The 4,489-nt window shown below is 61.1% G+C and carries 4 protein-coding genes and 1 pseudogene; 2 read left to right on the top strand and 3 right to left on the bottom strand.

The window, feature by feature from the left end; genetic code table 11:
* Nucleotides 1-22 precede the first annotated feature (22 nt).
* The gene (locus ACE04F_RS24675; protein ID WP_486110317.1) at nt 23-886 is read right to left on the bottom strand and encodes a methyl-accepting chemotaxis protein; all 864 of its coding nucleotides are present in this window, start codon (nt 884-886) and stop codon (nt 23-25) included.
* A pseudogene (locus tag ACE04F_RS24670) lies at nt 878-1,633 on the bottom strand (MCP four helix bundle domain-containing protein); the annotation flags it as partial. The gene ACE04F_RS24675 and the pseudogene ACE04F_RS24670, both read right to left, overlap by 9 nt.
* 272 nt (nt 1,634-1,905) lie before the next feature.
* On the opposite strand from ACE04F_RS24670, the gene ACE04F_RS24665 reads away from it, so the two are divergent.
* A complete protein-coding gene (locus ACE04F_RS24665; RefSeq protein ID WP_486110310.1) occupies nt 1,906-2,136 on the top strand; it encodes a hypothetical protein in 231 nt (76 codons plus the stop codon).
* Nucleotides 2,133-2,435, top strand: a complete 303-nt coding sequence (locus ACE04F_RS24660; protein ID WP_486110309.1) for a cell division protein ZapA — start codon at nt 2,133-2,135, stop codon at nt 2,433-2,435. The genes ACE04F_RS24665 and ACE04F_RS24660 overlap by 4 nt, the downstream gene beginning before the upstream one ends.
* A gap of 83 nt (nt 2,436-2,518) precedes the next feature.
* Here the strand turns inward: ACE04F_RS24660 and ACE04F_RS24655 are convergent, their stop codons facing one another.
* The gene (locus tag ACE04F_RS24655) at nt 2,519-4,321 is read right to left on the bottom strand and encodes an acyl-CoA dehydrogenase (RefSeq protein ID WP_486110308.1); all 1,803 of its coding nucleotides are present in this window, start codon (nt 4,319-4,321) and stop codon (nt 2,519-2,521) included.
* Nucleotides 4,322-4,489 lie beyond the last annotated feature (168 nt).

The raw sequence follows: 4,489 nt of genomic DNA, 5'->3' as shown, positions 1-4,489 counted from the left end.
GTCTGTGAGCGACCCACGGCGGTCAGAGGCTGAACCGCCCAACCATGCTGTTCAAATCCACGGCCAGGCGCGACAGCTCTGCACTCGCAGCGCTGGTCTGATTCGCGCCGGTGGCCGATTGCACCGACAGGTCGCGGATGTTCACCAGGTTGCGGTCGACTTCACGGGCCACCTGGGCCTGCTCCTCGGCGGCGCTGGCGATCACCAGGTTGCGTTCGTTGATTTCGACGATGGCGCTGTTGATGGTGTCGAGGGACATGCCGGCGCCGCGGGCGATGTTCAACGTCGACTCGGCGCGTTCGGTGCTGTTGCGCATCGAATCCACGGCCTGTTCGGTGCCGCTCTGGATGCTGCCGATCATGCGTTCGATTTCGCTGGTCGACTGCTGGGTGCGATGGGCCAGGGCGCGAACTTCGTCGGCGACCACGGCGAAACCACGACCGGCTTCACCGGCACGGGCGGCCTCGATGGCGGCGTTCAGGGCGAGCAGGTTGGTCTGATCGGCCAGGCCACGGATCACATCAAGCACTTTGCCGATATCGCGGGACTCATCAGCCAGGTTGCCGATCAACGTGGCGGTGCTTTGTACGTCGGCGCTCATGCGCTCGATGGCACCGACGGTTTCCTGTACCAGGTCGCGGCCGTCGCCTGCCGAAGTCGTGGCGTTCCTCGACGCTTCCGAGGTGCTGACCGCGTTGCGGGCAACTTCTTCCACGGCGCTGGTCATCTCGTTGACCGCGGTGGCGGCCTGCTCGATTTCGTTGTTCTGCTGGGTCAGGCCATGGGCGCTTTCGTCGGTGACGCTGTTGAGCTCTTCGGCGGCGGAGGCCAGTTGCGTGGCCGAGCCGGAGATCCGTTGCAGGGTGTCGCGCAGCTTGTCCTGCATGGTCGACATGGCGCGCAGCAGGCGGCCGGCTTCGTCGCTGCCGTCTACGGTGATCGGCCGGGTCAGGTTGCCCTTGGCGATTTCTTCGGCGGCGTCCAGAGCGTTGGCGATCGGCTTGGTGATGCTGTTGGTCAGCAACCAGGCGAACAGCACGGTCAGGCCGGTGGCGATGACCAGCAGGGTGATGACCCAGTTGAAGGCTGTCGAATATTGTTGCGTGGCGCCCTGGCTGAGGGTCTCTGCCTGCTGGTTGTTGATCTCGACCAAGCGATTGATGGCCGCGTTGATGGCGTCGGAGTTGCTCAACAATTCGGTATTGAGCAGGGCTCGCAATTCATCGAGCTGATCGTTGCGCGACAAGGTCTTCATCCGCTCTTCGAGCTGACGATATTGGTTCAGCAATTGAACGTACTGATCGTAGGCGGCCCGTTCTTGCGGTGAGCTGATGAGTTTTTCATAGGCGCTTTGAGCGGCCTGGATCTGTTGATTGCGTTGCTCGAACAGACCGAAGGTCTTTTGCTGGATATCCGGTTCGCGGTTGACCAGCAAGCGGTAGGACAATACGCGTAGGCGCAGGGTCAGTGAGGTGAATTCGTCCAGCGCCTTGATGCTGGGCACGCTGTTCTGGACGATGGTTTCGCCAGACACGCGAATCTTGCTCATCTGGCTCAGGGCAAACACCCCCAGGGCCAGCATCAGGGCGCCGATCAGGGCAAACCCCAGAAACGCCCGCGGCGCGATGTTCATATTACGTAGGGACATGGAAGTTACCGTGAAGAAGCGCGTCCGTGCGGGGCTGTGACTGGTTTAACCTGACTTATCGGTCTGGCAACCGAAGTCTTGAGGGTGCTGCGGGTATTTGTCGCACCCTTGATCGAGCGTGCGACGAAGGGTCGGAACCACATTCCATGACCGCAGTCTCTACAGCTCGCGAGCGAAGCATCGCTGCCCATCAATCGTGGCATCCGTGGTGACTTTTCTTTATCGTACGCGCCCCTTGAAAAAGCCTGGAAATCAATATGTTGGAAACATCCCTCAGCCAGCTGGAGCAATTGGTCAATGACCTGGTGCAACAGAACCGCCACCTGACCGGCCTGAATGAAAGCCTGAGCGCCGAACTGGCCAAGGCCAAGGATGAAAACGAAAGCCTGCAACTGAACCTGATGGAACAAGAAGAGCTGCACGGCACCACTACCGCACGTATCCAGGCCCTGATCGAGCGCGCCAGCACCGCAACGGTCGGCGCATGAAGCAGGGTGCCGATGGGGTGACGGTCGTCTCGATTCTCGGAGAGGAATACTCGATCAAGGCGCCGGCCGGGCAGGAGCAGACGCTGCTGGACGCCGCTTCGATGCTCAAGGCGGCCCTGGCCGATACCAAGCGTAAATTCCCGACGTTGATCGGCGACCGCCTGCTGGTGCTGGCGGCCATGAATCTGTGTTCGCAACAGATCGAAATGCAAAAGCAGCACCGCGCGGAGCTCGACCGCTACGAGGAGCAGGTCAGCGCCACGGTCGAGGTTATTTCCAAGACGATCCAGCAGGCTTGAACTGTTAGCGAATGTTGGCTGTGGTGCCTGTGTGGGAGCGAGCCTGCTCGCGAATGGATTTCAGCCGCGCAGCAAGCTCGGGCTCAAAACCATTCATCCCGCATCCCCAGGCACGTATCATCCCGCGCCTCGAGAATCGTCAGCTCATGCTGGCAGCCTGGAATCTCCCAGGTCAGAAAATAGCGCGCCGCTTGCAGTTTTCCTCTATAGAAATCCACATCCGCCGCATTGCCCCTGGCCAGCCCTTCCTCGGCGCGAATCGCCTGTTCCAGCCAGCGCCAGCCAATCACCATATGACCAAACACCTTCAGGTACAGCGCCGAATTGGCCAGGCTGCTGTTGACCTTGCCCTGGGCGAGGTCCGTCAGCAGCCCGAGGGTGACCGATTGCAGGCGCGCCACCAGGGCCTCCAGCGGCTGACGCAGGGGAGTCAACGAATCGTACGCCTGGGCACGCTCGCCGGTATCGGCCACCAGGCGGATCAGTTGCTTGAGACCGGCCCCGCCGTTTTGCGCCAGTTTGCGTCCCAGCAGATCCAGGGACTGGATGCCATGGGTACCTTCGTGGATCGGGTTCAGGCGGTTGTCCCGGTAATACTGCTCCACCGGGTATTCGCGGGTGTAGCCATGGCCGCCGAGGATCTGGATCGCCAGTTCGTTGGCTTTCAGGCAGAACTCCGATGGCCATGATTTGACGATGGGCGTCAGCAGATCGAGCAGTTCATGGGCACGGCGCCGCTCGGCTTCGCTCTCAAGAGTGGTGGTGTCGTCGAACAGACGCGCCGCGTACAGACCGAGGTCGAACGAACCTTCCACGTAGGCCTTCTGGGTCAACAGCATGCGGCGCACGTCGGCGTGCTGGATGATCGGCACAGGCGCGGTGCCTGGGTCCTTGCTATCGGGCACCCGGCCCTGCGGGCGTTCGCGGGCGTATTCAAGCGAATACAGGTAACCGGCGTAGCCCAGCATGACGGCGCCCATGCCGACGCCGATCCGCGCCTCGTTCATCATCTGGAACATGTAGCTCAGGCCTTGGTGCGGTTTGCCAACAAGGTAACCGACACACTCACCGTTATCGCCGAAGTTCAGCGCCGTGGACGTGGTGCCGCGCCAGCCCATCTTGTGGAACAGCCCGGCCAGCAGCACGTCGTTGCGCTTGCCCAGGCTGCCATCCTCGTTGACCAGGAACTTGGGCACGATGAACAGCGAAATGCCCTTCACACCGGGTGGCGCGTCCGGCAGTTTGGCCAGGACCATGTGCACGATGTTTTCCGACAGCGGATGGTCGCCACCGGAAATAAAGATTTTGTTGCCCTTGAGTCGATAAGTGCCGTCGGACGCTGGCTCCGCGCGCGTACGAATATCCGCCAGCGAAGAGCCCGCGTGTGGTTCGGTCAGGGCCATGGTGCCAAAAAAACGGCCGTCGATCATCGGTTGCAGGAAGCGCTGCTTCTGCTCATCGCTGCCGAAGCTCTCGATCAGGTTCGCCGCGCCCATGGTCAGGAACGGGTAGGAAGTCGAAGCAGCATTGGCCGACTGGAAATGCGCGAAGCACGCCTGGGACAGCAGCGTAGGCAGTTGCATGCCGCCGGCGTCAAAGCTGCGGGCGGCGTTGAGAAAGCCCGCCTCCAGGAACGCATCCACCGCGGGTTTCACTTCCGGGATCAGGATGGCCTGGCCATCTTCATAGCGCGGTTCGTTTTCGTCGTTCTTACGGTTGTGCGGCGCGAAATACTTTTCGGCGATGCTGCGGGCCGTACCGATGGCCGCGTCGAAGGTTTCGCGATTGTGCTCGGCAAACCGTTCGCGCTGGGTCAGGCCTTCGGCATCAAGGACTTCATACAGCTCGAAAGCCAGATTGCGGGAACTGAGCAGCGTCTCGGACATGGCGGCCTACCTTTTCTTGGAATGGGCCGAGTCTAGGTCTGGGAATGGAGGCTGAACAGGATGATTGATGACAGTGATGCAGAGGCGGGGGCGACACTAATCAAAAATGTGGCAGGGGGGCTGCTCGCGAAAGCGGTGAATCAGCAACATTGAGGTCGACTGATACGC

The sequence above is a fragment of the Pseudomonas sp. AGC41 genome (assembly GCF_057334555.1).
The sequence above is the reverse complement of the archived record's forward strand: the minus strand, read 5'-3'. Positions and strand labels throughout refer to the sequence as shown.

Bases quoted from the DNA above. Each gene is read 5' to 3' on its own strand.
- ACE04F_RS24655 (WP_486110308.1), bottom strand. From the start codon at position 4,321: ATGTCCGAGACGCTGCTCAGTTCCCGCAATCTGGCTTTCGAGCTGTAT.
- ACE04F_RS24660 (WP_486110309.1), top strand. From the start codon at position 2,133: ATGAAGCAGGGTGCCGATGGGGTGACGGTCGTCTCGATTCTCGGAGAG.
- ACE04F_RS24675 (WP_486110317.1), bottom strand. From the start codon at position 886: ATGCAGGACAAGCTGCGCGACACCCTGCAACGGATCTCCGGCTCGGCC.
- ACE04F_RS24665 (WP_486110310.1), top strand. From the start codon at position 1,906: ATGTTGGAAACATCCCTCAGCCAGCTGGAGCAATTGGTCAATGACCTG.